Here is a 24,850-nt window from a genome sequence, read left to right as displayed (position 1 = left end):
CGTGTTCACCGGAATCGTCGAAGAACTGGGCGAGGTCGTCGCCGTCGAGCAGCTGGAGGACGCCTCCCGCTTCCGGCTGCGCGGCCCCCTGGTCACGGAAGGCGCCCAGCACGGCGACTCCATCGCCGTCAACGGTGTCTGTCTCACGGTCGTCGAGTTCGGCGACGGCGAGTTCACCGCCGACGTCATGGCCGAGACCCTCAAGCGGTCCAGCCTCGGCGCCCTGGAGGTCGGCTCCCGGGTCAACCTGGAGCGGCCGATGGCCGTCGGCGGCCGCCTCGGCGGTCACATCGTCCAGGGCCACGTCGACGGCACCGGCACCATCCTGGAGCGGACCCCGTCCGAGCACTGGGAACTGGTCAAGGTCGGCCTGCCCGCCCACCTCTCCCGGTACGTCGTCGAGAAGGGCTCGATCACGGTCGACGGCGTCAGCCTCACCGTCGTCGAGGTCGCCGACGACTGGTTCACCATCAGCCTCATCCCGACCACCCTCGACCTGACCACGCTCGGCATCAAGCGGTCCGGCGACCCGGTCAACCTCGAAGTGGACGTCATCGCCAAGTACGTCGAGCGGCTGCTCGGCACCGACGCCAAGGAGAACGAGAAGTGAGCTGGCTCAACTCCGAGGCGTTCACCGTCCTCGACCAGCACATCATCTGGTCCGACATGATCGGCAACATCTTCGGACTCGTCGCCCTCGCCCTCGGCTGGCGCCGCAACGTCTGGACCTGGCCCGTGCAGTTCCTCGCCGGCCTCATCCTGTTCGGCGCCTTCTTCGGCCACCTCACCGGCAGCGCCGGCAAGCAGGTCGTCGTCATGCTGGTGGCGCTCTACGGCTGGTGGCAGTGGCAGCGGGGCAAGGGGCAGGGCACGGACGGGCACATCACCGTGCGCTTCGCCACCTGGGGCGAGCGCGCCGCCATGGTCGCCGCGGCCGCCGTCGGCACCGTCGGCGTGGCCCTGCTCTTCGAGGCCTTCCCGAAGCTGTCCTGGGACCCGTGGCCCGACGCGTACATCTTCGTCGGCACCATCGTCGCCATGTACGCCCAGGCCCGCGGCATGGTCGAGTTCTGGTTCGCCTGGCTGCTCGTCGACCTGGTCGGCGTCCCGCTGAACTTCGCCAACGGCTACGCCTTCTCCGGCTTCGTCTACGTCGTCTACGGCGCGCTCGTCCTGTGGGGCATGCGCGACTGGTGGCTGCGCTCCCGCACCACCACCGTCCTGGAAGGAGCCCACGCATGAACACGCATTCCCTCTGGGACGCCGCCGACCTCGCCCTCGACCCCGTCGAGCAGGCCGTCCGCGACATCGCCGCCGGCCGCCCCGTCGTCGTCGTCGACGACGAGGACCGCGAGAACGAGGGCGACCTCGTCATCGCCGCCGAGAAGGCCACCCCCGAGATCGTCGCCTTCATGATGAGCGAGTGCCGCGGCCTGATCTGCGCCCCCATGGAGGACGAGGAGCTGCAGCGCCTCGAACTCCCGCAGATGGTCGAGCACAACACCGAGTCGATGCGCACGGCCTTCACCGTCTCCGTGGACGCGTCCCCCGCCCACGGCGTCACCACCGGCATCTCCGCCGCCGACCGCGCCACCACCCTGCGGATGCTGGCCTCCGGCCACCACGAGCCGGGCGACTTCGTCCGCCCCGGCCACATCTTCCCGCTGCGCGCCAAGCCCGGCGGCGTCCTCGCCCGCAACGGACACACCGAGGCCGCCGTCGACCTCGCCCGCCTCGCGGGCCTCCGCCCGGCCGGCGCGATCGTCGAGATCGCCGGCGAGGACGGCGTCATGCTCCGGCTGCCCGAGCTCGTCCCGTTCGCCCGCAAGCACGGTCTGACGATCATCTCCATCGAGGACCTGATCGCCTACCGCCGCTCCGCCGAGCCGACCGTCCGCCGCGAGGCCGAGGTCCAGCTCCCCACCGCGCACGGCGAGTTCACCGCGTACGGCTACCGCTCCACCGTCGACGGCGTCGAGCACGTCGCCCTCGTCCACGGCGAGATCGGCGACGGCGAGGACGTCCTCGTCCGGGTCCACTCCGAGTGCCTGACCGGCGACATCTTCCAGTCGCTGCGCTGCGACTGCGGACCCCAGCTGCAGGCCTCCATGGACCGGATCACCGAGGCCGGCCGCGGCGTCGTCGTCTACCTGCGCGGCCACGAGGGCCGCGGCATCGGACTGCTGTCCAAGCTGCGCGCGTACGAGCTCCAGGAGCGCGGCCGCGACACCCTCGACGCCAACCTGGAGCTCGGACTGCCCGCCGACGCCCGCGACTACGCGGCCGGCGCGCAGATCCTCGGGGACCTCGGCGTCCGCAGCCTGCGCCTGCTGACCAACAACCCCGACAAGATCGACGCCCTCACCCGGTACGGCCTGAGGGTCGAGGGCCGGGAGCCCATGCCGGTCCAGGCCGGCGAGCACAACCTCCGCTACCTGCGCACCAAGCGGGACCGGATGGGGCACGACCTGCCCTGGCTGGACGGCTCCCCGGCCCCCACCTGCGGCAACCAGTAACCACGTACGTACGAAATCGGCTAGGAGAGACATGAGCGGCAAGGGCGCACCCGTCCTCAGCGTGAAGAACTGCGGCGACCTCCGGGTCGCGGTCATCGCGGCGCAGTGGCACGAGAAGATCATGGACGGTCTCGTCGACGGCGCCCTGCGCGCCCTGAGCGAGCTCGGCATCGACGAGCCGACGCTGCTGCGCGTCCCCGGCAGCTTCGAGCTCCCGGTCGTGGCGAAGGTCCTCGCCGGGCGCGGCTACGATGCGATCGTGGCCCTCGGCGTCGTCATCCGCGGCGGAACCCCGCACTTCGAGTACGTGTGCCAGGGCGTCACCCACGGCCTCACCCAGGTCTCGATCGACACCGGCGTACCCGTCGGATTCGGCGTCCTCACCGTCGACAACGAGGAGCAGGCGCTCGACCGGGCCGGCCTCGAAGGATCCTCCGAGGACAAGGGTCACGAAGCGGTCACCGCCGCCGTCGCCACCGCCACCACCCTGCGCACGGTCAGCGAACCCTGGCGCTGAGTGGCGCCTCCCCACCCCGTACTCTTAGGACCATCATGGCGAACAAAACCTTCGAAGAGCTCTTCGCCGAGCTCAAGCTCAAGGCGGAGACCGGCGACCCGGCCACCTCCCGCACCGCGGAACTGGTGGACAAGGGCGTCCATGCCATCGGCAAGAAGGTCGTCGAGGAGGCCGCCGAGGTCTGGATGGCCGCCGAGTACGAGGGCAAGGAAGCGGCCGCCGAGGAGATCTCGCAGCTGCTGTACCACGTCCAGGTGATGATGGTCGCCCGCGGGATCTCGCTCGACGACGTCTACGCCCACCTCTGAGCACCCCAGAAAAGCTGCACACCCTCCCCAGAACTCCCAGGCAAAGGAAGCTCACCCCATGCTGCGCATCGCCGTCCCCAACAAGGGTTCCCTCTCCGGACCTGCGTCGGCAATGCTCCATGAGGCCGGCTACCGCCAGCGCAAAGAGTCCAAGGAGCTCGTGGTCATCGACCCCGACAACGAGGTCGAGTTCTTCTACCTGCGGCCGAAGGACATCGCGATCTACGTCGCCTCCGGGAAGCTGGACATCGGCATCACCGGCCGTGACCTGCTCCTGGACTCCGGAGCCAGCGCCGAGGAGATCCTCCCGCTGAACTTCGGCCGCTCCACCTTCCGCTACGCCACCCGCCCGGGCACCGCGAACGGCCCCGAGGACTTCGGCGGCATGACGATCGCCACCTCCTACGAGGGGATCGTCGCCAAGCACCTCGCCGACCAGGGCATCGACGCCTCCGTCGTCCACCTGGACGGCGCCGTCGAGACCGCGATCCAGCTGGGCGTCGCCCAGGTCATCGCGGACGTCGTGGAGACCGGCACCAGCCTGCGCAACGCGGGCCTCGAGGTCATCGGCGAGCCGATCCTGACCTCCGAGGCCGTCGTCATCCGCCGCCACGGCGCCTCGGACGACCACCCGCAGGTGCAGCAGTTCATGCGCCGCCTCCAGGGCGTCCTGGTCGCCCGCTCGTACGTGATGATGGACTACGACTGCCGGGCCGAGCACCTGGAGCAGGCAGTCGCCCTCACCCCGGGCCTGGAGTCGCCGACCGTCTCCCCGCTGCACAACGAGGGCTGGGTCGCCGTCCGCGCGATGGTCCCCGCCAAGGAGGCGCAGCGGATCATGGACGACCTGTACGAGATCGGCGCCCGCGCCATCCTCACCACCGCCATCCACGCCTGCCGCCTCTGACGGCCGGCCGGACCGCACGCCCACCAGGCACCATCCGGCGCCATCCGGCGCCATCAGGCACCGAGGAACCCCCGATGTCCCAGACCGCACCGCCCGCCCTCCCGGTCACCTTCCGCCCCGGGCGCACCCGGGCCGTCCTGCTGACCATGAGCGTCGCGATGTTCGTGGTCATCACCGCCGTCGCGATGATGCTGGAGCGGCTGGGGCCGGGGGAGCGCGCCAGCTTCGTCTTCACCGCCGTGCTGCTGTCCGGGGTCCTCGTCCTGCTGAGCCGCCCCAAGGTCGTCGCCGACGACGAGGGCGTCACGGTCGTCAACATCACCAGGACCCGGCGCCTCGCCTGGGCGGAGATCCTCCGGGTCAACCTCCGCCCCGGCGACCCCTGGGTCTTCCTCGACCTGAGCGACGGCACCAGCCTGCCGGCGCTCGGCATCCAGCCCGGCATCGCCAAGGAGTCGGCGATCCGCGACGCCCGCGCCCTGCGGGCCCTCGCGGACAGCCACGGGACGGGTTCGGAAACCCGCTGACACCCCGATCCGGACCCGGGAGATCCCCGGCCCGTCCCCCATCCGGGGCCGACCCCCTGCCCCTCGGGGCGTTCACGTGACTACTCTGGAGACGGTGGTGCCGGGCGCACCACCGTCTCGCGTGTGCAGGGCCGCTGCCGCGGCCCGCGAGACCACCCTTCGACCCGAGGAGTGACTCCCTCCGGCAATGGACGGATCGTCCGGTAGTACCTGCGCCGCCCCCTCCCTGGAGGCGGCGGCATGATCATCTCTCTTCTGCTGCTCTTCGCGGCCTTCCTCCTGATCCTCGCCAACGGCTTCTTCGTGGCCGCCGAGTTCGGTCTCGTGACCGTCGAGCGCGCCGAGGCCGAGCGGGCGGCGGCCGACGGCGACCGGCGCGCCCGCACCGTCGTCACCGCCCTGCGCGAGCTGTCCTTCCAGCTCTCCGGCACCCAGCTCGGCATCACGATCACCTCGCTGGTCGTCGGCATGCTCGCCGAGCCCGCGCTCGCCGGGCTGCTGCACGGACCGCTCACCGCGACCGGACTGCCCGAAGGGGCCGTCTCCGGGATCTCGGTGGTGACCGGCATGCTGCTCGCCTCCGCCGTCCAGATGGTGGTCGGCGAGCTCGTCCCGAAGAACTGGGCGGTCTCCCGGCCGCTCCAGGTCGCCCGCTTCGTCGCCACCCCGCAGCGCCGCTTCTCGGCGCTGTTCCGGCCGGTGATCTCCCTGCTCAACCGGGTCGCCAACCGGCTGGTACGGCTCCTGGGCGTCGAGCCCACCGAGGAACTGGACTCGGTCCGCACCCCCGGTGAGCTCGTCTCGCTGGCCCGGCACTCCGCCCAGGCCGGCGCGCTCGAACAGGACACCGCCGACCTCTTCGTACGGACCCTGATCCTCGGCGGTCTCACCGCCGAGCAGGTCATGACCCCGCGCGTGAAGGTGAACGCCCTCCAGTGGGACGCCACCGCGGCCGATGTCCTCAACCTCACCCGGGCCACCGGCCTCTCGCGCTTCCCGGTCTACCGCGACCGCATCGACGAGATCGTCGGCATGGTCCACCTCAAGGACGCGCTCGCCGTCACCCCGCACGCCCGCCTGCGCACCCCCGTCGGACGGATCGCGGTCCCGCCGCTCCTCGTCCCCGAGACGCTGCCCGCCCAGACGCTCCTGGAGCGGCTGCGCCGGGAGCAGCCGATCGCGGTGGTCGTCGACGAGTACGGCGGCACGGCCGGGGTCGTCACCCTGGAGGACATCGTGGAGGAACTCGTCGGCGAGGTCCGCGACGAGCACGACACCGCCGCCGACGAGCGGCCCGAGCTGGCCGCGGCACCTGCCGAGGACGGCCGTCCCGCCTGGGATGCCGACGGCTCCTGCCGGGTCCACACCCTGCGCCGGATAGGCCTCGACGTGCCCGACGGGCCGTACGAGACCGTCGCCGGGCTCGTCGCCGACCTCCTCGGGCGCATCCCGGCCCCCGGGGACCGGGCCGAGCTGCCCGGCTGGCGGCTCTCGGTGCGCCAGGTCGACCGCTACCGCGCCGAGCGGGTGCGGATCGTCAGGACGGCCTCCGACGCGGATCCGGTCGGGACGCCGGCCTCCGACGCGGACCTGGCGGGGACGTCGGCCTCCGAAGCGGACCCGGTAGGGGTCCCGGCCTCCGGTCCAGGCTCGGGCGCGGCGGCCGCCGCCCCGGTGCCCGTCCCCGCGGAGGCGGCCCGATGAGCACCCTGCAACTCCTCTTCGCCGTCCTCCTTGTCCTCGCCAACGGCTTCTTCGTCGGGGCCGAGTTCGCCCTCGTCTCCGTCCGGCGCAGCCAGATCGAGCCGCTCGGCGGCGCCAGGGCCAAGCAGGTCCTGCACGGCCTGGAGAACCTGCCGCAGATGATGGCCGCCGCCCAGTTCGGCATCACCGTCTGCTCCCTGACGCTCGGCGCCGTCGCCGAGCCGACCGTCGCCCGGCTCCTCGAACCGGTCTTCCACTCGATCGGCGTCCCGGAGGGGCTGATCCATCCGCTCGGCTACGTCATCGCCCTCGCCGCGGTCGTCTTCCTCCACCTCGTCATCGGCGAGATGGTCCCGAAGAACCTGGCGATGGCCGACCCCGAGCGCACCGCCCTCTGGCTGGCCCCCGGCCTCGTCGGCTTCGCCCGGCTCTGCCGGCCGGTCACGGCCGCGCTCGGAGCCTGCGCCCGGCTGGTCCTGCGGGCGTTCAAGGTCGAGCCGAAGGACGAGGTGGAGGCGGTCTTCACCAGCACCCAGCTCGGCCGCCTCGTGGAGGACGCGGGCCAGGCGGGGCTGCTCGACCCGGTCGAGCAGGAGCGCCTGGAGGACGCCCTCGAACTGGGCAGCCGCCCGGTGACGGACGTCCTCATCGCCCCCGCCTCCCTCGTCACGGTCCCGCCGTCGGTCACCCCGCGCGAGATCGAGGAGCTGACCGTACGGACCGGGTACTCCCGCTTTCCGGTCCGCGCCGAGGGCCGGGCGACCTTCATGGGCTTCGTGCACGTGAAGGACGTCCTGGACCTGGAGGAGCGGGAGCGGGCGGTGCCGCAGCGGCTGTGGCGCCCGATGGCCACGCTCCGCGCCGAGCTGCCGCTCGACGACGCCCTCACCGTGATGCGCCGCGCCGCCACCCATCTGGCGCAGGTCGCGGACGGCTCGGGCCGGGTCCTCGGCCTGGTCGCCCTGGAGGACGTCCTGGAGATGCTGGTGGGCGAGGTCCGCGACCCCGCGCACCGCGTCCGGCCGACGTCCGGACCCGCTCCGTCCACGGTCCCGGCCCCGGCCTCCGTCCGGGTTCGGTAGGGCGTGGGCCCGTGACGTCCGGCATCGAGGCAGGACGTCACGGGCCCGCCGGGCGCTGCACGGCCCGCGACTAGCCTGGAAGCATGAGCGGCGGCGGTCTGACCGGTTTGTTCCTCTGCGGAGACGTGATGCTCGGCCGGGGAATCGACCAGATCCTTCCCCATCCGCTGGATCCGGCCCTGCCCGAGCGGTACGTGCGGGACGCCCGCGACTACGTGGCCCTCGCTGAGGCGCGCTCCGGACCGGTGCCCCGGCCCGCCGCCCCCACCTACCCCTGGGGCGAGGCGCTCCGGCTGATCGACGATGCCGCACCGGAGGCCCGGGTGGTTAACCTGGAGACCTCGGTCACCCACCACCACGTGCCGACTCCCGGCAAGGCCGTCCATTACCGCATGTCGCCGGCCGATCTGCCCGCGCTCACCGCCGTCCACCCGGATGTGGTCGTCCTCGCCAACAACCACGTCCTCGACTACGGGCGGCGGGGCCTGGACGACACCCTCGACGCCCTCACCGGCGCCGGCCTGCGCACCGTGGGTGCCGGGCGGGACGCCGAGGAGGCAGCCCGGCCCGCGGTGGTGCCGCTGCCGGGCGGACGCCGCATGCTCGTCCACGCGCTCGGTCTGGCGTCCAGCGGGGTGCCCGGCGACTGGGCCGCCACCGATCGCCGAGGAGGGGTGCACTACGCCGAGGGGCCGTGCGACGGAGCCGCACTCCGGCTGGCCGACCGGCTGCGCGCGGACCGGCGCCCCGGGGATCTGGTCGTCGTCTCGGTCCACTGGGGCTCCAACTGGGGCTATTCCCCCGACCGTGCCCAGGTCGTCTTCGGGCACGCCCTCGTCGACGCGGGCGCCGACATCGTGCACGGGCACTCCTCGCACCACCCGCGGCCGCTTGAGGCGTACCGGGGCAGACTCGTCCTGCACGGATGCGGTGACCTCGTCAACGACTACGAGGGGATCACCGGGCAGGAGCAGTACCGCGACGACCTGCGACTGCTGTACTTCGTCACCGTCCGGGACGAGGACGGCGCCCTGGTGGAGGTGCGGCTCGTGCCGCTGCGCAGCCGACGGCTGCGGCTCGAACGGCCCCCGTGGCAGGACGTGCGATGGCTCCACGACGTGCTCGGCCGGATCAGCCGCCCCTTCGGCATGCGGATCGACTCCCTGTCCGAGGAGGAGCACGCCGACCCGGCCCTGACGGCCCGTCCCCTGTGACCGCCCCGGCAGCCCGGTCCTGCGACGGCCCGACGGCGGACGCATCGTCGGGCCGCCCGTTCCACCCGCGCGGCCCGAAGGCTAGTAGCCCGGCGGCTCCTGCTGCGGGCCGCGGTCGACCGGACCGCGGCCCGACAGGACCTCGCCGTACGCCTGCATGAGGTCGGCGAGCCGGAGGGTGGCCAGGTCCTCCCGGCTCGGGGTCCCCGGGTACCCGGAGAGGCGCAGGTCCCGGTAGGCGCAGGACTTCTCGTACAGGGTGCGCAGGAAGCGGCCGTTGCCGAGCTCGTCGATCCAGCCCTGGTCGACGACGTGCCCGCTGATCGAGCGGAGCTCGTCGAGGGCCTCCTCGTCCCAGCCGTCCCCGTTGGCCGCCGCGAGGACCTCGCCGATGGCGGTGAGTTCCAGCGGACGGTACGAGGGGAAGTCGACGCGGGTGGTGAACCGGGAGGACAGCCCCGGGTTGGTGCTGAGCAGCCGGTCCATGCCCTCGGGGTAGCCGGCCAGGATGACCACGAGGTGGTCGCGGTTGTCCTCGGCCCGCTTCAGGAGCACCTGGAGGGCCTCGTCCCCGTAGGCGTCGCCCTTGCTGTAGCCGGTGTTGGAGAGCGCGTAGGCCTCGTCGACGAACAGCACGCCGCCGACCGCCGAGTCGATCAGCTCATTGGCCTTGACGGCGGTCTGGCCCAGGAACTCGCCGACCATGTCGGCCCGCTGGGCCTCCACGAGATGGTCGCCGCCGAGCAGCCCGAGGGCGTAGAACACCCGCCCGAGGATCCGGGCGACCGTGGTCTTCCCGGTGCCCGAGGGACCGGAGAAGACGAAGTGGCGCTTGGGCGGCTGGACCGGAAGGCCTTGTCCGGCCCGGAGCCGTGCCATCTCCAGCTGTGCCGAGAGCGCCTTGACCTGGCGCTTGACCGGTTCGAGCCCGACCATGCCCTCCAGTTCGGCGAGCGCCTCCGCGAGGAGCACCGGATCGGTGGGCCCGGCCGGGAAGCGCGGCGGCGCCGGCTGGCCGGGCAGGGGGGCCTTCTGCCGTACGGTCTCCGGCGGTGTGACGGTGGCGGCCGGCGGCACCGGTTCGGGCGCGAGCCGCAGCCCGTCGCCGAGTCCGCCCGCCTCGGGCTCGGCGCCCGGCACGGTGTCCACCGTGTCCTGCCCGAGGCCCCCGCCGAGGGTGCCCATCGCGACCGTCGCGAGCCCGGCGGGGTCGTCCACCCCGTCGTAGCCCTCGAAGCCGTCGTACTCGGCGATCGCCGCGAGTCGCGCCGCCGTGTCCATGAAGGCCGGGTCGATCCGGTGCACGGCCCGGTAGAGCGGCAGCGCGGCGGCGCTGCGCCCGGTGCCCTCGTGGGCGCGGGCGAGCCAGTAGCGCAGCTCCTTGCGCTGCGGCTGCTCGCTGCGGCACCGCATCAGCGAGGCCGAGAGGAGCGGCTCGGCCTGGCTGTACATCTCCAGGCGCACCCGGGCCATGCCGCCGAAGAGACCGGCCTCGATGCCGAGCAGCGGGTCGTCGACGAGGGTCTCGGTGTGCCGGACGAGCTGGTCCCAGTCCTTGACGAGATAGGCACGGCAGGCGTGCAGGAAACGCACCTGCGGATCGGTGTCGACCGGGGGGAGGCCCGCGAGGGCCCGGTCGAGCTCCGGCACGTGGCGGCCGTCGAGCCAGTGGGAGGCGTGCGCGAGCAGCAGGTCGCGGGGGCTCTCCAGCACCGGCTGCACCCACCAGCCCAGCCAGTACCAGGAGTTGAGGGTGCGTCGGTGCCGGGTCCGCTGCTCGCCGAAGCGCTCGCGGTTGCGGTACATGCGCAGCAGCGCGGTCGTGGTGTCGACCCGGAGGGCGTGCAGCCCGAGCCAGGCGTCCGCCATCCCGGGGTCGATCCGTACCGCCGTCCGGAACTCGTCCTCCGCCTGCGGATACGCGCCCATCGTGTAGGCGTCGACTCCGCGCAGCCAGGCGAGCTCGGCGGGGGCCTGTGAGCCCTGTGTGCCGATGTCCATCGAGTCCCCCACAACCGTCATCGCATGGACGGGATTTGACCGCACCTGGGGGCATCGTACCTGCGCAGGGGGTGCGCGCTTAAGGAGAAGCGCATGATCCGGAAGCGGTGACCCTGGGTGATCGTCAGGGGGTGCGGAGGGGGCGGAAGGGGGCCCGGAGGGGCTTCCTAGGGCAGAACGAAGCCCCCGGTCACGGGGGAACAACCGGGGGCTTCGTGTCCACGGCGGCTTCGAAAAGCCGCACATTCAGAACGTAAGACCTGTACGCCCCCTCGGTCAAGCGAAGTTGAGGTACTTGCGGAAGCGGACTTCCACTCCCTCAGATCACGGACAGGAACCCGTCACTGTGCGTGATGATCTGGTGCGCGCCCGCTGTCGCGGACGGCCCTGGAATCCAGTCGTACCCCTCCTCGCACTCCTGTACCAGGGTGTCGGCGAAGGGCCGGGAGGGGTCCTCGGTGAAATGGCGAGTCTCCGCCACGGTCCAGCCGTCCCAGAAGGAAGCCTGCTCCGGACCGTCCCGCCGGCGTCCGCGCGCCCAGGAGTCCCCGGCGCCGCGCTCCATCCACAGCAGCCACGCCAGGAACGGCCGCACCACCCGCCGGCCGGCGCCGACGCCCTCCACGAGGACCACCGGGGCTGGGGGCAGCTCCCGCGCCTCCCCGAAGCGCCGCAGCCGCCAGTCGTACGGGCGGTAGCACGCGGTCTCGCCCCGCGAGAGCGGCTCCAGGACCTGCTCCCGCAGCCGGCCGGTCCACGCGAAGAGCTCCTCGTGCGTGGCGAGGTCGTCGAGGTGGAGGACGGGGGCGTCGCCGAGGGCGGCGGACAGACGGGCCGCCAGGGTGGACTTGCCGGAGCCCGCGTGGCCGTCGACCGCCACCAGCCGGACCGGTCCGCAGGAGGGCGGCAGCCGGAGCAGCGCGCGGGCCGCGCGGTCGAGGTCGTTCATGGCCCCAGCGTAGGGGAGCGGGGACCGCCGCAGGTCAGCGCCGTACCGCCGCCAGTGGTGGAGACCAATATTGGTGCGGCGACGCGAGCCGAAGTGCTGGCGGAGGCCCCGCGGAAGCCGGGATAGTGGGCCCGCGCAGCCCCACCCGTCCACCGGTGCAGAAGCGGTACACCCTGCCTCGGCACCGTCGCACGCCCACCGTTCTCGACTGGGGGTCACCGCCCATGACCAGCTCCACCCCACGCAGGACCGTCCTCGCCGCGGCGCTCGCGGCCGCCGCGGGAACGGCCGCCGCCGGCCCCGCCGCCGCGGCGGACCCCACGACCGCCGCCGGCCCCGACCGCACCGCCTCCGAGCGTGCGGCCGACGGTGCCGAGCGGGGCCACGTCCCCGCCGCCGGGCTCGTCGACAACCGCTTCTGGTCCTCGTACACGGACTGGAGGTGCGGCGCGACGGCCGGCACGAAGGCGGTCGCCGGCCTCCGCCCCGGCCTTGTCCTCGCCGCCCCCGCCGGGCGCGTCGACTACACCGACCCGCACACCGGCCGCACCTCCGCCTGGGAGTACGCGAGCTGGACCTCGCCCGTCCACACCCCGACCGTGCCCGCCACCGAGGTCATCGCCTCCTGGAACGCGGCCACCCCGCCCGGCACCTGGCTCCAGGTCGAACTGTCCGGCACGTACTCCGACGCCACCGCCACCCCCTGGTACGTGCTCGGCCGCTGGGCCTCCGGCGACGGCGACATCCGCCGCACCTCGGTCGACGACCAGACCGACGGCAGGAGCACCGTCTGGACCGACACCTTCGCGATCGACGACGCCGCGAGCGGCCTGCGGCTGCGCTCGTACCGGCTGCGCCTCACCCTCTACCGGACCCCGGGGACCGACCTCACCCCGACGGTCTGGCGGCTCGGCGCCATGGCCTCGGACGTTCCGGACCGCTTCACCGTCCCGGCCTCCGAGCCGGGGCTCGACCACGAACTCGTCGTCCCGCGCTACTCCCAGAACACCCACGTCGGCCAGTACCCCGAGTACGACAACGGCGGCGAGGCCTGGTGCAGCCCGACCTCCTCCCAGATGATCGTCGAGTACTGGGGCCGCCGCCCCTCCGCCGAGCAACTGGCCTGGGTGGACCCGGCCTTCGCCGACCCGCAGGTCTGCCACGCGGCCCGCTTCACCTACGACCACCAGTACCAGGGCTGCGGCAACTGGCCCTTCAACGCCGCCTACGCGGCCGCCTACCCCGACATGAGCGCCGTGGTCACCCGGCTGCGCTCGCTCACGGAGCTGGAATCGCTGGTCCGCGTCGGCATCCCGGCCATAACGTCCCAGTCCTTCCGCAAGGAGGAACTGACCGGAGCCGGCTACGGCACCTCGGGCCACCTGATGACCGTCATCGGCTTCACGGAGACCGGCGACGTCATCGCCAACGACCCCGCATCCCCCAGCAACGAGGCCGTCCGGCGGGTCTACCGGCGGCGCGAGTGGGAGAACATCTGGCTCCGCACGAAGCGGTACGACGCGAACGGCAGGGTCAGGAGCGGTACGGGCGGGGTCTGCTACGTCTACTGGCCCGCCAGGCCGACCCCGAGCCAGCACCGCGCGCTGCGGGCGCTCGGCCTGGCGTGAGCATGCGCGGCCCCGCGAGAGTTCGTCCGCGTCGTCGGGGTGTCCGTCAGCCGGAGCATGGTCCCGCGCCTGGTCGACGCCACCACGGGTGACGACCACGCCCGGGACACGTGCACGAGCGGATCGGCAGCGACACCGGTGGCGGCGTGAAAGGCGTGTGCGTCGAGACCTGGCCCGGCCGCCCGGCCGGGCGGCCGTGGCGTTCGGAGAGCATCCGGCTCCGCGCCGAGGCCGAGCCTCCGCCCCGAGCGGGAAAGTGGCGTCCGGCACAGGAGGGGGCCGCTGCCTCTTCTCCCCGACCGCCCCTCGGCCGCCCCGCGCAAGGCATGGGAGGCCCTCGGCACCGTCGGGGCGGCCCGGCGGCCCCGGGGGACGTGACCGACGTCTCTACCCCCGGGCCGCCCCCGTGGCGCAAGGTGGTCGCCATGACCTCCACCACCCACTCCCACCTCCTCACCCGCGCACGGACGGGCGGCCCCCGCGACGACGGCCCCAAGATCCTGGAGCACGTCCTCGGCTGGACCCTGGTGGTCCTGCTCGCCGTCCTCGTCACCCGGGCGGGCCTCATGTAGGCGGCCACGCCCCCGGGCGTCCGCGCGGTCCCCGGCAGCTGTGTGCCCCCCGGCAGCTGTGTGCCCTCCCCCGGCAACTATGGGCCTCCCGGCGTCCGTGCCCCCGGCAACCGTGTGCATCCCCGGCGCCCGTGTGATCCACCGGGCCGGAACGGGCATACTCCCCGCGACCTCGGCACTCCGCGCGCACCCGCGCGCCCGGCAGGGAGGAGCGTCCGGCCATGGCCGACAGCACCGCGGACGGCGTGGAACGCCGACTGCCCACCGACGAGGCCCGGGAACTGCTCTCCCTGGTGCGGGACATCGCCCGGCGGGAGATCGCCCCGTCCGCCGCCGAGGAGGAGGCCGCCGGCCGGTTCCCCCGCGAGCTGTTCGCGCTGCTCTCCCGCTCCGGGCTGCTCGGACTGCCGTACGACCCGGAGTACGGCGGGGGCGGTCAGCCGTACGAGGTCTACCTCCAGGTCCTGGAGGAGCTCGCCGCCGCCCGGCTCACCGTCGGGCTCGGAGTGAGCGTCCACACCCTGGCCTGCCACGCGCTCGCGGGCTACGGCACCGACGAGCAGCGGGCCGCGCACCTGCCCGCGATGCTGGGCGGCGGTCTCCTCGGCGCGTACTGCCTCTCCGAACCCTCCGCCGGGTCGGACGCGGCGGCCCTGCGGACCCGCGCCGTCCGGGACGGCGACGCCTGGGTCGTCGACGGCACCAAGGCCTGGATCACCCACGGCGGGATCGCGGACTTCTGCACGGTCATGGCCCGCACCGGCGGGCCGGGCGCGCGCGGCATCACCGCCTTCCTGGTGCCGGGGGACGCGCCGGGGCTGAGCGCGGCACCGCCCGAGCGGAAGATGGGCATGAAGGGGTCTCCGACCGCGCAGCTCCACTTCGACGGGGTGCGGGTCGGCGACGACCGGCGGCTGGGCGGGGAAGGGCAGGGCTTCGCGATCGCCCTGGACGCCCTGGACTCGGGGCGGCTCGGCATCGCCGCCTGTGCCGTGGGGCTGGCCCAGGCGGCCCTGGACGAGGCCGTGGCGTACGCGCGGGAGCGCCGCCAGTTCGGCCGGCCGCTCGCCGACTTCCAGGGGCTCCGCTTCCTGCTCGCCGACATGGCGACCCGGATCGAGGCGGGCCGGGCGCTGTACCTGGAGGCGGCGCGGCTCAGGGACGAGGGGCGGCCCTTCGGCCGGTGCGCGGCGATGGCCAAGCTCTTCTGCACGGACGCCGCCATGCAGGTCACGACGGACGCGGTGCAGGTGCTCGGCGGTTACGGCTACACGGCGGACTTCCCCGTGGAGCGGTATCTGCGCGAGGCGAAGATGCTCCAGATCGTCGAGGGGACCAATCAGATCCAGCGCGTGGTCATCGCCCGTCACCTGGTCGGACCAGAGTCCCGCTGACGCGCACGGTGCGGTCCGCCCAGACCGGTCCGGCGGCGAGCCTGGTCCACTCCTGGTCGCGGCGGCCCGGCAGGGTGCGGCCCTGGCTGGCCCAGAGGGAGAGCACGTCCCGGTAGATGGGCGGGTCGGCGGGGACGGGGGGTTTCACCTGGGCCTGTGCCTGCCCCTGCGCCGGTACGGGGACCGGGACGGGCACGGGGGGCGGCGCGGGCGCCGGGGCCGGGGCGAGCGCCGGGGCCGGGGTGGGTGACGGAGCCGGTGCCGGCTCCGTCGACGGCGACTGAGGAACCGATTCTTCACCGCGCGGTTCGGCCTGCCGGTGCCGACCGTAACCGCTGGGAGTGGTGTACAGCGTGGTCATGCCCGGACCAACGCGTCCCGGCGGCCGGGGTCACCGCCGAGCGGATTCGAGCGGCAGTTCGCCCGGTACCCGGTGCACGACTCTGGCCCCCAGGACGAGAACTGACGTACCGTCAGATCCCCTTCGTGGCTCAGGAGGTCAGCAGTGGACGACGACCGGCCCGTCGCGCTCGACGAATACCCCGTGCACCAGGCACCGCTCTCGATGAAGCACCACGTCAGCGGCGACCGGAACGCCTACGACCGGTGCATCTTCCACGTCTTCGACCACACCGGCCGGGCCCTGCTCATCGCAGGTCTCGGCGTCTACCCCAACACCGGGGTCGTCGACGCCTACGCCACCCTGCGCACCGGCGACCGGCTGCACGCCGTCCGCGCCTCCGACGCGCTCGGCGACGACCGGATGGACCTCTCCGTCGGCCCGCTCGCCATCATCGTCGACGAACCCCTCAAGCGCTTCTCCCTGCACTGCGCCGCCGACCCCGCCGACCCCGACGGGCTCTCCTTCGACCTCACCTGGACCGGCGACTTCCCCGCCGTCTGGGAACCCCACCACACCCAGCGCCACGGCGGCCGGCTCACCCTCGAAGGGCGCCGCTTCGTCCAGGCCGGGCGCTGCGCGGGCACCATCAGGGCCGGCGGCGAGGAGTTCGCCGTCACGGCGGGGGAGTGGACCGGCACCCGCGACCGCAGCTGGGGCGTCCGTCCCCTCCCCGGCGAGGAACCCGGCCGCGCCGCCGAGTTCCGCCCCGAGGGCTTCCACTGGCTCTGGATCCCGATGCGCTTCGAGGACCGCTTCCTCATGGTCGTCGCCCAGGAGGACGCCGACGGCTACCGCACCCTCAACGAGGCTCTGCTCGTGCGCCACGGCCGCCGCGACACCCAGCTCGGCTGGCCCCGCACCGAGATCACGTACCGCCCCGGCACCCGCCACCCCGAGCGGGCCACCGTCCACCTCACCGACCCGGCCGGCAAACCCCTGGAGATCGGCGTCGAGATCCTCGCCTCCTCACCGCTCGCCGTCGGCGCCGGGTACCCGCCCGCCACCGACTGGCAGCACGGGACCTGGCAGGGCCGCGGCTGGACCGACCGCCGCGTCTACGACCTCTCCGACCCCGCCGCCCACCCCATGGCCGCCTACGGGGTCACCGACCACGCGGCCCGCTTCACCCTCGACGGCCACACCGGCCACGGCATCTTCGAGCACGGCTCCTTCGGCCGCCACGACCCCAGCGGCTTCGCCGACCACACGTCAACCGCGATCTGAGGAGCACCCCTTGGCCACCGCCCCGCGCCCCCGCACCACCACCCGCGACCCCGAGGAGCTCGGCCGGCGGCTCACCGCCTGGCTGGACCGGCACCTGCCCGGAGCCGGGGTCACCGGCCTCGCCGTCCCCGGCTCGAACGGCATGTCGAGCGAGACCCTGCTCTTCGACCTCGACCATCCCGACGCCCCGGTACGCGGCTGCGCCCTGCGGCTCGCCGCCGATCCCGCCGCGTACACCGTCTTCCCCGTCTACGACATGGCCCGCCAGCACCGGGTGATGCGCCTCGTCGGCGAGCACACCGACGTCCCCGTCCCGCGCGTGCTCTGGCTGGAGGAGGACCCGGAACCGCTCGGCGCCCCCTTCTTCGTGATGGCCCGCGCCGAGGGCCGCGTCCCGCCGGACGTCATGCCCTACACGTACGAGGGGAACTGGCTGCACGCCGCCACCGACGCCGAACGCGCCCACCTGGAGGCCGAGTCCGTCTCCGTACTCGCCAGGCTGCACGACCAGTTCCCCGCGAAGGAGGCCGAGTTCCTGTTGCCCGAAGGCACCGGGAGCCCCCTGCGCCGGCACGTCGACGCCCAACGCGCGTACTACGCGTGGGTCGTGGAGGGGCTCGCGCCCTCACCGCTCATCGAGTCGGCCTTCGACCGGCTGGAGGAACTCTGGCCGGCCGACGAGGGCCCCGCCGTCCTCGGCTGGGGCGACGCGCGCATCGGGAACATCGTCTACGACGGATTCACGCCCGTCGCCGTCCTCGACTGGGAGATGGCGGCGTACGTCCCCCGAGAGGTCGACCTCGGCTGGACCGTCTACCTGCACCGCTTCTTCCAGGACCTGACCGTCGGCTTCGGCCAGCCCGGACTGCCCGGCTTCCTGCGGCGCGAAGCGGTCGAACGGCGGTACACGGAACTGACCGGGCACACCCCGCGCGACATGGAGTTCCACACGCTCTACGCGGCGCTGCGGCACGCGATCGTGATGCTCAGGATCGCGTACCGCCAGGCCCACTTCGGCGAGGTCGAGGTGCCCGGTGACCCGGACGGCCTGATCCTGCACCACGCCACGCTCGCGGCGATGGTGCGGGGAAGCTACTGGTAGCCGGCCGGCTCAGGCCGCGCGCCGCATCTGCGGCACCCGGATCGGACGCGAGCCCGGACCGCCGACGTGCGAGAAGGGCTGCGTGCGCCAGTCGAGTCCCCGGGGGAGCGTCAGGAGCAGTGCGGTGTCCTGCTCCTGGACCCCCAGGACGTCGTCGGCGGGGCGGGCCTCGGAGGCCGGAAGGCCCGTGCCCGGGCAGACCGTCAGGACGAAGGGGTTCCACGGCGTCGGGCAGAGCGCGTGCTCCGGCAGCGCGTCCTCGTCCGCGAGCAGCGCGATGGGCTGCACGCACTCCGGGCAGACGACCCGGAACATCTCAAAGGTGTCGTACGCGTCGAGCTCGTCGGACGTGTCGACCGATTCAACAGGCTCCTGCATTGGGAATCTCCCCCTCGGCTGGGTCGGCCGGATCTGTACGGCCCCGACCACAGCAAGCACTTCCCATGCACAACTCCGCATAACCGTGAGGCGGCGCCCCAGGCCGAGCGCAAACCTGTGGCGTTCGTCACATGCCCGTCGCAGGTGCCCCGTGATGGCCCATAGCGACCCATACGGGCCGCCCCCGGCTGTGCCCCCGACCGCACGGAGCAATAGGGTCACCGCATGGAGGAGCTGGATCGTCAGATCGTGGAGTTGCTCGTCAAGGACGGGCGCATGAGCTACACCGACCTGGGCAAGGCCACGGGCCTGTCCACGTCGGCGGTGCATCAGCGCGTCCGCCGGCTGGAGCAGCGCGGGGTCATCCGCGGCTACGCCGCCGTCGTCGACCCGGAGGCCGTGGGCCTGCCGCTCACCGCGTTCATCTCGGTCAAACCCTTCGACCCCAGTGCCCCCGACGACACCCCCGACCGGCTCGCCGACATCCCCGAGATCGAGGCCTGTCACAGCGTCGCGGGCGACGAGAACTACATCCTCAAGGTCCGCGTCGCCACCCCGCTGGAGCTGGAGCACCTGCTCACCCGCATCCGCTCCCAGGCCGGGGTCTCCAGCCGCACGACCGTCGTCCTGTCCACGCCGTACGAGGCCAGACCGCCGCGCATCTGACGCGCGCGGGGCCGTCGGGCGCGTCCCGGGGGACCTGCCGGACAAACCGGCTTCCGGCAGGTCCTAGCCTGGTGGCATGAGTGAGACCACGTCTGCCGGCGAACACCGCACCGTGCTGCTGCGCGGTGGAGAAGTCCACAGCCCCGCCGACCCCTTCGCCACCGCGATGGTGGTGGAGCGCGGGCACGTCGCCTGGGTGGGCTCGGAGGGCGCGGCCGACGCCTTCGCCTCCGGCGTGGACGAGGTCGTCGACCTGGAGGGCGCGCTCGTCACCCCGGCCTTCGTCGACGCGCACGTGCACACCACCGCCACCGGCTTCGCCCTCACGGGGCTCGACCTGTCCTCCGCCGCCTCGCTCGCCGAGGCCGCGGAGCTGATCCGGGCCCACGCCGCCGCCCGCCCCGGGGACCGCATCCTCATCGGTCACGGCTGGGACGCCTCCCGCTGGCCCGAGCGCCGCCCGCTCACCCGCGACGAGCTCGACGGGCTCACCGGCGGCCGCCCGCTCTACCTGACCCGGATCGACGTCCACTCGGCCGTCGTCACGACCGCCCTACTCGACCTCGTGCCCGGCATCCGTGACCTGGACGGCTTCCACGACGGGCAGCGCCCGCTCACCGGCGACGCCCACCACGCCGTGCGCGCGGCCGCCTTCGCCGCCGTCTCCCCGCTCCAGCGCACCGAGGCGCAGCGCGCCGCCCGGCAGCGGGCCGCCTCCCTCGGCATCGGCACCCTGCACGAGTGCGGCGGTCCGCAGATCTCCTCGGAGGAGGACTTCACCGGCCTCCTGGACCTCGCGCGCGAGGAGGCCGGGCCCCGGGTCGTGGGCTACTGGGCCGACCTCGACGTCGAGCGGGCGAGAGCCCTGGGCGCCCTCGGCGCGGCCGGCGACCTGTTCGCCGACGGCTCCCTCGGCTCCCACACCGCCTGCCTCCACGAGCCGTACGCCGACCACGCCGGGCACAGAGGCTCGGCCCACCTGGACGCGGCCACCATCGCCCTGCACGTCGTCGCCTGTACCGAGGCGGGCCTCCAGGCCGGCTTCCACGCCATCGGGGACGCGGCGGTGACCGCGGTCGTCGAGGGCGTCAGGGCCGCCGCCGAGAAGCTCGGTCTGGCCCGGATCCGGGCCGCCCGGCACCGCGTCGAGCACGTCGAGATGCTCACCCCCGAGACGATCGCAGCCTTCGCCGAGCTGGGACTCACCGCCTCCGTCCAGCCCGCCTTCGACGCCCTCTGGGGCGGCGAGGAGGGCATGTACGCCGACCGGCTCGGCGCCGAGCGGGCCCGCACCCTCAACCCGTACGCCGCGCTGCTGCGCGCCGGGGTGCCGCTGGCCTTCGGCTCCGACAGCCCGGTCACCCCGCTCGACCCGTGGGGCACCGTCCGGGCCGCCGCCTTCCACCGGACCCCCGAGCACCGGATCTCCGCCCGGGCCGCCTTCACCGCCCACACCCGGGGCGGCTGGCGGGCCGTGGGCCGGGACGACGCGGGGACGCTGGTCCCCGGCGCCCCCGCCGACTACGCGGTCTGGCGCACCGAGGAGCTCGTCGTCCAGGCGCCCGACGACCGGGTCGCCCGCTGGTCCACCGACCCGCGCTCCGGAACGCCCGGTCTGCCCGATCTGTCGCCCGGTGTCGATCTCCCCGTCTGTCTGCGGACGGTGGTGTACGGGCAGACGGTGTTCGTACGGCCGAACGACTGATATAGGTCCATTTCGGACCTCGATCGTCGCCCCGCACGCTTGTCCCCGACCTGCGGATTTTCCCCTCCGGCCTGGCCTTTTGCGAGGTATCCGCAGGTCAAGCCGGTGTTGACAGTCGCCCGCCAGGGGCGGGTAGGTTCACGGCGTCCACCACAGGACGTCCGACCGGACCGCAGCCCACGCCGCAGCCGAACGCCGCCCGCGCCTCGGTGGCGAGGGAAGGTCTCCCCGGCGGAAGGTGCGACCCGGGTGGGGCCCGGACGTTCAGTAGACAACGGCTCTCGGTCGACCCGCAGCCAGCGGATCCCAGGTCGGACCGAAGGACGCCGGGTCCCGCACCGCACGTCACCCGTCCCACTCGACCCGCCGCGCCGGAGCACTCCGGGGACCTCGCTATGGTGGGGGCCCGCGTATGTATCCGAAGGGGCAGTAGTGAACGACGGTGGCCAGAGGCGTTACGGCCCGCTCGGCAAGGCCTTGGTGATCATTCCGACCTACAACGAGGCGGAGAACATCAAGCCGATCGTCGCGCGGGTGCGGGAAGCCGTACCCGAGGCGCACATTCTCGTCGCGGACGACAACAGCCCCGACGGCACGGGCAAGTTCGCGGACGAGATCGCGTCCGACGACGACCACGTGCACGTCCTGCACCGCAAGGGCAAGGAGGGGCTGGGCGCCGCCTACCTCGCCGGTTTCCGGTGGGGCATCGAGCACGGCTACGGCGTCCTCGTCGAGATGGACGCCGACGGCTCCCACCAGCCCGAGGAGCTCCCGCGCCTGCTCACCGCCCTCAAGGGCGCGGACCTGGTCCTCGGCTCCCGCTGGGTGCCGGGCGGCCGGATCGTGAACTGGCCGAAGTCCCGCGAGTTCATCTCCCGGGGCGGCAGCCTCTACTCGCGCGTGATGCTCGACGTGCCGATCCGCGACGTCACCGGCGGCTACCGGGCCTTCCGCAAGGAGACCCTGGAGGGCCTGGGCCTGGAGGACGTGGCCTCGGCGGGCTACTGCTTCCAGGTCGACCTGGCCCGCCGCGCGGTCGCCGCCGGCTTCCACGTGGTCGAGGTCCCGATCACCTTCGTGGAGCGCGAGGTCGGCGACTCGAAGATGAGCCGCAACATCGTCGTCGAGGCGCTGTGGCGGGTCACCGGCTGGGGCCTGACGGCGCGGGCGGAGAAGGTCGGCAAGCTGCTCGGCCGCAAGCCCTCCTGACGACCGCGCGGCTCCTCCCGTACGGCTCCCCCCGTACGGGCCCTCCGCACGGGCCTTCCCGTGCTGATCCTTCCTTTACGCCGTTCCGGCGGGGCGCCAGGCACACTGGGCACCATGACGACCGGCGCACCGCCTCCCCTCGCCCCCAAGCGCTCACGCGCGCGTACGTTCCTTCCGCTCGGCGTCGCCGCCTGGCTGGTCCTGGAGATCTGGCTGCTCACGGTGGTGGCGGACGTGGCGGGCGGACTGGCCGTCCTCGCCCTGCTCGTCGGCGGTGCCGTGTTCGGCGCCGCCGTCGTGAAGCGGGCGGGCCGCCGCGCCTTCCGCAACCTCACCTCGACCTTCCAGCAGGCCCAGACGGCCGCGCGGACCGGCGTGGCGCCCTCGCCCGCCGACCGGGTCGGCGCGGAGGACCGCAACGGCTTCCTGATGCTCGGCGGCCTGCTCCTGATGATCCCCGGCCCGCTCTCGGACGCGGCCGGCCTGCTCCTGCTGATCCCGCAGGTCCGCTCGTTCCTCGGGCGGTACGCGGAGAAGACGGTCGAGCGCCGGATGGGCGCCGCGTCTCCCGGCAGCCTCCAGGACGCCTTCCAGCAGGCTCGCATCCACCGGCCGGACGGGAAGGTGGTCCAGGGTGAGGTCATCCGTGAGGACGCGCCCCAGGGCCCCCGCCGGGCCGAGGCGCCCCGTCCGCCGCTGACGCCCTGATGACGCGGCCGTGCCCCGCTCCTCCGAGAGCGGGGCACGGGAACGCCGCGGGGCCCGGTACACCCATCGTGTACCGGGCCCCGCGGCGTGGTGCTCTTGCGGCGGTCCGCTAGGCGGACTTGCGGCTGTCGCGCGGATGCACGGCGATGTTCATGGCGCCGGAGCGCAGGACGGCCAGCCTCTCGGCGAGGACCTCCTCCAGCTCCTCGCGGGTACGCCGCTCCATGAGCATGTCCCAGTGCGTACGCGCAGGCTTGCCCTTCTTCTCCTCGGGTCCGTCCCCGTCCACCAGGAGTGCCTGGATTCCGCAGACCTTGCACTCCCACTCCGGCGGAATCTCCGCCTCGACCGAGAAGGGCATCTCAAAACGATGTCCCTTCTCGCATGCGTACTCCACCGCCTGGCGCGGGGCCAGATCGATGCCGCGGTCGGTCTCGTAGCTCGTCACCACGAGGCGCGTGCCGCGAAGAGCTCGCTCACTCATGAATCGTGCCTCCCGGGCTTGTCGCCCACAGGACAGGTGTCGCTGTCGTCGTTATCCGGTCAACGTCCGGTCGGCGGTAAAGATTCCCGTGCCGGGTCATGCGTCGCCCGTCGTGCCGCCCCTTGTTGTACCCACCAGTGCCCGTTTTGTCACATCTGACGGCAGATGCGACCCGGTGTCTTCACCAAAGCAGCACGCAGTAACGGTCCGCCTGGCAGGCCAAACGCGTACACTACCGCCCTTTCATCGCCACGTCTAAATACGCTCGGGTATCGGGTTCCCCGCGGCCTCCACCGCACGCCGGACCGGCACCCGGGCGAGCAGTGCGAAGCCGACGGCGAAGAAGATCACCAGGGAGATGATGGCATCCCGGTAGCTTCCGGTCAGCTGATACGCGAGACCGAACACGAGCGGACCCAGCCAGCTGAGCCCCCGGTCGCTCATCTCGTACGCCGAGAAGTACTCCGCCTCCTTGCCTCGCGGCACCAGATGCGAGAACAGCGAACGCGACAGGGCCTGGCTGCCGCCCAGGACGAGGCCGATCGCGGCCGCCAGGCAGTAGAAGAACACCGGCGAGCCGGCCGGCAGGAAGTAGCCGGCCGCCAGGATCAGCGTCCAGACCGCCAGCGAGCCCAGAATCGTCCGCTTGGCGCCGTACGACCGGGCGAGTCGCCCCATCCCGAGGGCACCCGCCACCGCGAGCACCTGGACGAGCAGGACCGCCGTGATGAGCGTCGTCTGGTCGAGGCCCAGCTCCTCCGAGCCGTAGATCGAGGCCTGCGAGATCACCGTCTGCACGCCGTCGTTGTAGATGAGGTACGCGAGGAGGAAGGAGAGTGTCAGCGGATGCCGGCGCATGTCCTTCAGCGTGGCCCGCAGCTGGCCCCAGCCGCTGCCGACCGCGCCCCCGCCGGTCCGGCCGCCCTCCTCCGGGCCGGTCCGCCGGTCGCGCAGCCGGCGCAGCGGCACCAGCGTGAAGGCGCCCCACCACACGCCCGCCGAGGCCAGGCAGATGCGGACCGCCTCGCCCTCGGTGAGGCCGAAGGAGTCGTGCCCCGAGTAGAGGACCAGGTTCAGGACGAGGACCAGGGCACCCGACGTGTAGCCGAAGGCCCAGCCGCGCGAGGAGACCGCGTCCCGCTCGTCCGGCTCCGCGATCTGCGGCAGATAGGCGTTGTAGAGCACCATCGAGACCGACAGCGAGGCGTTCGCCACGATCAGCAGGAACGCCCCGAGCAGATACCGCTCGCCCGCCAGGAAGAACATCCCCGCCGTGGCCGTCGCCCCCAGGTAGGCCGAGGCCGCGAGCAGCGGCTTCTTCCGGCCCGTGCGGTCCGCGACCGCGCCGACCAGCGGCATCGCCAGGACCGCGACCACGATCGAGGCCGACACGGCGTACGCGAAGAGGGAGCCCGCCCGCACCGGGACGCCCAGCGGGTGCACGAACCCCTCGGCGTCGGCCGCGGCCCGGGCCACCGAGGTCAGGTACGGGCCGAGGAACACGGTGAGCACGCTCGTCGAGTACACCGAGCACGCGAAGTCGTAGAAGTACCAGCCGCGCTGCTCGCGCCGCCGCTCGGCGGGGCCGGTGGCACACTCCTCCGGCTCGGTGGTGTCAGCGGTCACGGCCGCGCCCTCCTCGTTCGTCCCCG

General features: G+C 72.9%; 25 protein-coding genes. 19 read left to right on the top strand and 6 right to left on the bottom strand.

Translation table 11 applies throughout. The annotated features are described in order from the left end of the window. Window position 1: 1 nt before the first annotated feature. The 10 genes from K7G60_RS22895 (at window position 2) to K7G60_RS22850 (ending at window position 8,775) form a co-directional block, all read left to right on the top strand. A complete protein-coding gene (locus K7G60_RS22895; RefSeq protein ID WP_225802798.1) occupies window positions 2–610 on the top strand; it encodes a riboflavin synthase in 609 nt (202 codons plus the stop codon). Continuing rightward, the gene (locus K7G60_RS22890; protein WP_225802797.1) at window positions 607–1,242 is read left to right on the top strand and encodes a nicotinamide mononucleotide transporter family protein; all 636 of its coding nucleotides are present in this window, start codon (window positions 607–609) and stop codon (window positions 1,240–1,242) included. The genes K7G60_RS22895 and K7G60_RS22890 overlap by 4 nt, the downstream gene beginning before the upstream one ends. Beyond that, window positions 1,239–2,516 (top strand): bifunctional 3,4-dihydroxy-2-butanone-4-phosphate synthase/GTP cyclohydrolase II, encoded by a 1,278-nt coding sequence (locus tag K7G60_RS22885; protein ID WP_225802796.1) that lies wholly within the window; start codon window positions 1,239–1,241, stop codon window positions 2,514–2,516. Before K7G60_RS22890 ends, K7G60_RS22885 begins: the two co-directional genes overlap by 4 nt. Window positions 2,517–2,547: 31 nt before the next feature. After that, entirely contained in the window at window positions 2,548–3,033 is a 486-nt protein-coding gene (ribH, locus tag K7G60_RS22880; protein ID WP_024760819.1) for a 6,7-dimethyl-8-ribityllumazine synthase, read from the top strand. A gap of 35 nt (window positions 3,034–3,068) precedes the next feature. Continuing rightward, on the top strand, window positions 3,069–3,341 hold the full coding sequence (locus K7G60_RS22875) for a phosphoribosyl-ATP diphosphatase (RefSeq protein WP_030551960.1): 273 nt from the start codon (window positions 3,069–3,071) through the stop codon (window positions 3,339–3,341). A 58-nt stretch (window positions 3,342–3,399) separates the two neighbouring features. Continuing rightward, window positions 3,400–4,248: an ATP phosphoribosyltransferase gene (gene hisG / locus K7G60_RS22870; RefSeq protein WP_030691289.1), complete on the top strand. Its 849-nt coding sequence runs from the start codon at window positions 3,400–3,402 to the stop codon at window positions 4,246–4,248. Window positions 4,249–4,322: 74 nt separating this feature from the next. After that, on the top strand, window positions 4,323–4,775 hold the full coding sequence (locus K7G60_RS22865; protein ID WP_225802795.1) for a PH domain-containing protein: 453 nt from the start codon (window positions 4,323–4,325) through the stop codon (window positions 4,773–4,775). A gap of 240 nt (window positions 4,776–5,015) precedes the next feature. Beyond that, on the top strand, window positions 5,016–6,479 hold the full coding sequence (locus K7G60_RS22860; protein WP_225802794.1) for a hemolysin family protein: 1,464 nt from the start codon (window positions 5,016–5,018) through the stop codon (window positions 6,477–6,479). Continuing rightward, a complete protein-coding gene (locus K7G60_RS22855; RefSeq protein WP_225802793.1) occupies window positions 6,476–7,561 on the top strand; it encodes a hemolysin family protein in 1,086 nt (361 codons plus the stop codon). Before K7G60_RS22860 ends, K7G60_RS22855 begins: the two co-directional genes overlap by 4 nt. An 83-nt stretch (window positions 7,562–7,644) precedes the next feature. Then, on the top strand, window positions 7,645–8,775 hold the full coding sequence (locus K7G60_RS22850; protein ID WP_225802792.1) for a CapA family protein: 1,131 nt from the start codon (window positions 7,645–7,647) through the stop codon (window positions 8,773–8,775). An 81-nt stretch (window positions 8,776–8,856) separates the two neighbouring features. On the opposite strand, the gene K7G60_RS22845 is transcribed toward K7G60_RS22850, so the two are convergent. Further along, entirely contained in the window at window positions 8,857–10,776 is a 1,920-nt protein-coding gene (locus tag K7G60_RS22845; RefSeq protein WP_225802805.1) for an AAA family ATPase, read from the bottom strand. 319 nt (window positions 10,777–11,095) lie between these two features. Continuing rightward, window positions 11,096–11,725 carry a uridine kinase gene (locus K7G60_RS22840; RefSeq protein WP_225802791.1) on the bottom strand — a complete coding sequence of 210 codons (630 nt, stop codon included), beginning with the start codon at window positions 11,723–11,725 and terminating at the stop codon, window positions 11,096–11,098. A 224-nt stretch (window positions 11,726–11,949) separates the two neighbouring features. On the opposite strand from K7G60_RS22840, the gene K7G60_RS22835 reads away from it, so the two are divergent. The 3 genes from K7G60_RS22835 to K7G60_RS22825 all read left to right on the top strand — a co-directional run bounded on the left by K7G60_RS22835 (window position 11,950) and on the right by K7G60_RS22825 (window position 15,319). Next, complete coding sequence (locus K7G60_RS22835; RefSeq protein WP_225802790.1) at window positions 11,950–13,353, top strand: peptidase C39 family protein; 1,404 nt, start codon at window positions 11,950–11,952, stop codon at window positions 13,351–13,353. A gap of 425 nt (window positions 13,354–13,778) precedes the next feature. Next, window positions 13,779–13,925 carry an SCO1431 family membrane protein gene (locus K7G60_RS22830; RefSeq protein WP_225802789.1) on the top strand — a complete coding sequence of 49 codons (147 nt, stop codon included), beginning with the start codon at window positions 13,779–13,781 and terminating at the stop codon, window positions 13,923–13,925. A 221-nt stretch (window positions 13,926–14,146) separates the two neighbouring features. Continuing rightward, window positions 14,147–15,319 (top strand): acyl-CoA dehydrogenase family protein, encoded by a 1,173-nt coding sequence (locus K7G60_RS22825; RefSeq protein ID WP_225802788.1) that lies wholly within the window; start codon window positions 14,147–14,149, stop codon window positions 15,317–15,319. Here the strand turns inward: K7G60_RS22825 and K7G60_RS22820 are convergent. Further along, window positions 15,282–15,467 carry a hypothetical protein gene (locus K7G60_RS22820; RefSeq protein WP_225802787.1) on the bottom strand — a complete coding sequence of 62 codons (186 nt, stop codon included), beginning with the start codon at window positions 15,465–15,467 and terminating at the stop codon, window positions 15,282–15,284. The two genes, K7G60_RS22825 and K7G60_RS22820, sit on opposite strands and share 38 nt — an antisense overlap. Before the next feature lie 417 nt (window positions 15,468–15,884). Between K7G60_RS22820 and K7G60_RS22815 the strand changes: the two genes are divergently transcribed. Beyond that, complete coding sequence (locus K7G60_RS22815; protein WP_263986208.1) at window positions 15,885–16,946, top strand: hypothetical protein; 1,062 nt, start codon at window positions 15,885–15,887, stop codon at window positions 16,944–16,946. A 10-nt stretch (window positions 16,947–16,956) separates the two neighbouring features. After that, entirely contained in the window at window positions 16,957–18,048 is a 1,092-nt protein-coding gene (locus K7G60_RS22810) for a phosphotransferase family protein (protein ID WP_225802785.1), read from the top strand. 9 nt (window positions 18,049–18,057) lie between these two features. Here K7G60_RS22810 and K7G60_RS22805 read toward each other — a convergent pair whose 3' ends face one another. Then, on the bottom strand, window positions 18,058–18,426 hold the full coding sequence (locus K7G60_RS22805; RefSeq protein ID WP_225802784.1) for a hypothetical protein: 369 nt from the start codon (window positions 18,424–18,426) through the stop codon (window positions 18,058–18,060). A 225-nt stretch (window positions 18,427–18,651) separates the two neighbouring features. Between K7G60_RS22805 and K7G60_RS22800 the strand changes: the two genes are divergently transcribed. From K7G60_RS22800 to fxsA, 4 genes are all read left to right on the top strand, one after another. Then, the gene (locus tag K7G60_RS22800; protein WP_030691308.1) at window positions 18,652–19,092 is read left to right on the top strand and encodes an Lrp/AsnC family transcriptional regulator; all 441 of its coding nucleotides are present in this window, start codon (window positions 18,652–18,654) and stop codon (window positions 19,090–19,092) included. Between the two features lie 76 nt (window positions 19,093–19,168). After that, the gene (locus K7G60_RS22795) at window positions 19,169–20,797 is read left to right on the top strand and encodes an amidohydrolase (RefSeq protein ID WP_225802783.1); all 1,629 of its coding nucleotides are present in this window, start codon (window positions 19,169–19,171) and stop codon (window positions 20,795–20,797) included. Window positions 20,798–21,229: 432 nt separating this feature from the next. Continuing rightward, window positions 21,230–22,006 (top strand): polyprenol monophosphomannose synthase, encoded by a 777-nt coding sequence (locus K7G60_RS22790; RefSeq protein ID WP_225802782.1) that lies wholly within the window; start codon window positions 21,230–21,232, stop codon window positions 22,004–22,006. 114 nt (window positions 22,007–22,120) lie between these two features. Beyond that, window positions 22,121–22,714 carry an FxsA family membrane protein gene (fxsA, locus tag K7G60_RS22785; protein ID WP_225802781.1) on the top strand — a complete coding sequence of 198 codons (594 nt, stop codon included), beginning with the start codon at window positions 22,121–22,123 and terminating at the stop codon, window positions 22,712–22,714. 109 nt (window positions 22,715–22,823) lie between these two features. On the opposite strand, the gene K7G60_RS22780 is transcribed toward fxsA, so the two are convergent. After that, window positions 22,824–23,198: an RNA polymerase-binding protein RbpA gene (locus K7G60_RS22780; protein WP_015032218.1), complete on the bottom strand. Its 375-nt coding sequence runs from the start codon at window positions 23,196–23,198 to the stop codon at window positions 22,824–22,826. 255 nt (window positions 23,199–23,453) lie between these two features. Further along, the gene (locus K7G60_RS22775; RefSeq protein ID WP_225802780.1) at window positions 23,454–24,824 is read right to left on the bottom strand and encodes an MFS transporter; all 1,371 of its coding nucleotides are present in this window, start codon (window positions 24,822–24,824) and stop codon (window positions 23,454–23,456) included. Window positions 24,825–24,850 lie beyond the last annotated feature (26 nt).

The sequence above is a fragment of the Streptomyces sp. NK15101 genome, assembly GCF_020400725.1.
Lineage (GTDB): Bacteria > Actinomycetota > Actinomycetes > Streptomycetales > Streptomycetaceae > Streptomyces.
The sequence above is the reverse complement of the archived record's forward strand: the minus strand, read 5'-3'. Positions and strand labels throughout refer to the sequence as shown.